General features: G+C 41.5%; 4 protein-coding genes. 1 reads left to right on the plus strand and 3 read right to left on the minus strand.

What is annotated here, in order from left to right; genetic code table 11:
• The 3 genes from AC1WIP_RS14000 to AC1WIP_RS14010 all read right to left on the minus strand — a co-directional run.
• The coding region (locus AC1WIP_RS14000; protein WP_481142403.1) for a sensor histidine kinase at positions 1 to 1,003 on the minus strand (1,003 nt) is incomplete at its 3' end.
• Positions 1,000 to 1,959, minus strand: a complete 960-nt coding sequence (locus AC1WIP_RS14005) for a sugar ABC transporter substrate-binding protein (protein WP_481142404.1) — start codon at positions 1,957 to 1,959, stop codon at positions 1,000 to 1,002. The genes AC1WIP_RS14005 and AC1WIP_RS14000, both read right to left, overlap by 4 nt.
• A gap of 197 nt (positions 1,960 to 2,156) precedes the next feature.
• Positions 2,157 to 2,489: a winged helix-turn-helix transcriptional regulator gene (locus AC1WIP_RS14010; protein WP_481142405.1), complete on the minus strand. Its 333-nt coding sequence runs from the start codon at positions 2,487 to 2,489 to the stop codon at positions 2,157 to 2,159.
• Between the two features lie 135 nt (positions 2,490 to 2,624).
• Here AC1WIP_RS14010 and AC1WIP_RS14015 point away from each other — a divergent pair.
• The coding region (locus tag AC1WIP_RS14015) for a flavodoxin family protein (protein WP_481142406.1) at positions 2,625 to 2,891 on the plus strand (267 nt) is incomplete at its 3' end.

Here is a 2,891-nt window from a genome sequence, read left to right on the forward strand (position 1 = left end):
CTTCTGGAGCCTGCTCCAAATATGCAGTCTGACTGATTATATTTAAAGTATTAAACAAGAAATGCGGGTTGATACGGCTCTGCAGTAAATGATATTGTGTAGCCTGCAAAGTGGAATTAACCCTGAGATTTTCCAGTTTCGATTCTTGCAGCTGCTGGCGGATACGATTACTCTCTGCCTGCTGTTCCATATGTTCATGGATCATATCCAGCATATGGTTTAAAGTGCTGGAAAGAATGCTTATCTCCCAAGGGCCGTTTACTTTCATGCGAGCCTGAGTAATTCCCTGGGGGGTAAAGGCATTGCTTGAAAATTCGGTAACCTGTATAAGTGCTTTGGAAAAACGGTTTGTGTCTTGGAAAATGGTAAAGCAAATACATATAACAACAGCACTGAATAGCAGCAGACAGATATTAAATAAAAAACTGATACGGTTCATACGAGTTTCCATGGCATTGACTGCCTCCAGCTGCTCCTGATAGATAGTTTCAAAAAGGGAGTTAATATATGAAGTTAATTCTATCACTTCTCCGTAACTTGTTTCTATAGTGGGATAAGTATCCACGGCGGAAATTCCCATATCCGCATAGTTATGCAACAGCTCTAATAAATCCCTCGCTTCTGAAAGATAAGTTTCTATTGTATAGAACAGATCAAGAAGATTACGGTTATATGTTTTTCCCATAGTATTCTGTATTAAAAGCGCCTGAGCACCTACATCTGACAGTTCCTGATAACAGCTTTCCCGACTGGATTCAACAAGATAGGAGTGATATTCGGTCAGACTGGAAGTGGCATTTTCAACGCGGGTAAAAAGTTCGTTGAGTGCGGTCAAATCAGTGAGATGCTGTTCGTAGCGTGTTTTTACATAAGTGTGGTAAATCAGAGAAAAGAAAAGCAGGAAGGCCATCAAAACAATAATCAGGATATTTCCAAAGTGATAACGGTAAACTATGGAATCTTTCGGTATCGCTGAAATTGTTTTTCTAAAAGGATGCTTCATGGTGTGGAATTAACCTCCTGCTTCAGAGCTTCCTGGGTAAAAATGGTTGTATTTGTATAATACTGCCATTGTTCCAGTTTTCCTGTTTTAAGATATTGGACCAGATATTCTACTGCAAGCTGTCCCATTGACTGAGTATCCTGTTGGATCAGACAGTCAAAAATACCGTTCTGCACACCAGCCAGCGTTTCATCAGAACGGTCAAAAACCAGAATGTTCGGGATGCTGTCATTCTTCTGGGTCAGAACACGGCCAAGAGACTGTCCTCCAGTGCCTTCTACACAAACAAGTGTATCGATCTGAGGATATTCCCTTATAATAGAGTCATAAATTGAAAGAACCTGTTGTGGATCAAAATTATCATAGGCAATCAATTCAAGTGACAGCTGAGGATACTCTTTCAGGACCTCTTCTATTCCGGAAATACGCTGATTTAGATTTGTGTAGTTTTCCTGTGCGGAAATGATCGCTACATTGCCGCGGGCATTTGTGAGCGAAACAATCTGCTCGCCGACCAAACGGCCTGCGGAGAGGTTATCTGTACCCACATATAGGTGTTGAGGAAAATTTTCAATATCAGTATCCACGAAAACAATTAAAATGCCATTATTATATGCTTTTTCCAGTGCGGCAAGATAATCCTCATCCTGAATGCCCTGTACAATAATAGCGTCTGCCTGAGAAGCGGCTGCCTGCCGGATTAAAGTCGTCATCTGCGGAATATTGTAATTCAACTGAGGAACCTGAACCTTGACGTCAGCTCCTGATTCTTTGCCGGCCTCAACCATGGCATTTCCAATCAGAGTCCAGTAATAGGTGTCATTATGAGGGATAATAGCCGTTACACGATAGGGAAAATCTTCTTCAGAAGAGGGAAGACTGCTGCAGCTGATCAGGAAAATGCAGAGCAGCGCACATATAAAAATGAATTTTGTTAATTTAATCAGTGATCTCATTGGCTGTAATGTCTAATAATGATAGGAACGAAAACAACGATTAAAGTGGCTGTTAAAATTATAGCATAATCCCTGTTCTATTGGCAATATATACACGTTATGAGCAGTGAAATGTCAGCATAAAACCATAGGTTAATGCTCCATAACGAATAGAAACTGACAAACATGGGAAGAACCAAAATCGTGTAAGGGGGAAATCAGATACGATTTTTATCTCCCCATTCGCACATTCCATCCAGTATGGGAATCAGCGATTTTCCCCGTTCTGTGAGGCTGTACTCTACCTTGGGAGGAATCTGGGGGTATTCCTCCCGATGGACCAGCTGGTCGGCCTCCAGCTCCTTTAAGGTAGAGCTGAGAGTCTTATAGGAAATCTCCCCGATATATTTTTTCATCTCATTGAACCGCACTACGCCAAATTCCATTAAAGTATAGAGAATGGTCATCTTATATTTTCCGTTAATCAGTGACAAGGTGTAGCTAAAGCCTGTGCTGCTGAGGCGTTCGTTGGAGATACATCTTTTACTCATTTGACACTTTCCTATGCGTAAGTATTGAACAAATCGGTAAGTATCGCACTTTAATGTGCGTACTTGTTTTTAATAGTATTCTTGCTATGATTATAATATCAGCAGTAAAAGAAGTCAATTTGAAAGGAGTAGCTTATGAGTAAAAAAGTTGTTGTAATCACGGGAAGTCCCAGAAAAGGCGGAAACAGCTTTGCCATGACAGAGGCTTTTATCAAGGCAGCGGAGGAGAAGGGGTACAGCGTAACCAGATTTGACGCAGCTATGCACAACGTAGGGGGATGCCATGCCTGCGAGACCTGCTTTAAGACTGGAAAAGCTTGTTCCTTTGACGATGATTTCAACATCATCGCTCCGGCAATTTTGGAAGCCGATGCGGTGGTATTTACCATGCCGGTGTATTGG

The sequence above is a fragment of the Acetatifactor sp. genome (genome assembly GCF_982438285.1).

What these genes read in the sequence shown, in the direction of transcription:
- AC1WIP_RS14005 (WP_481142404.1), bottom strand. Translation starts at nt 1,959, where the DNA reads ATGAGATCACTGATTAAATTAACAAAATTCATTTTTATATGTGCGCTG.
- AC1WIP_RS14010 (WP_481142405.1), bottom strand. Translation starts at nt 2,489, where the DNA reads ATGAGTAAAAGATGTATCTCCAACGAACGCCTCAGCAGCACAGGCTTT.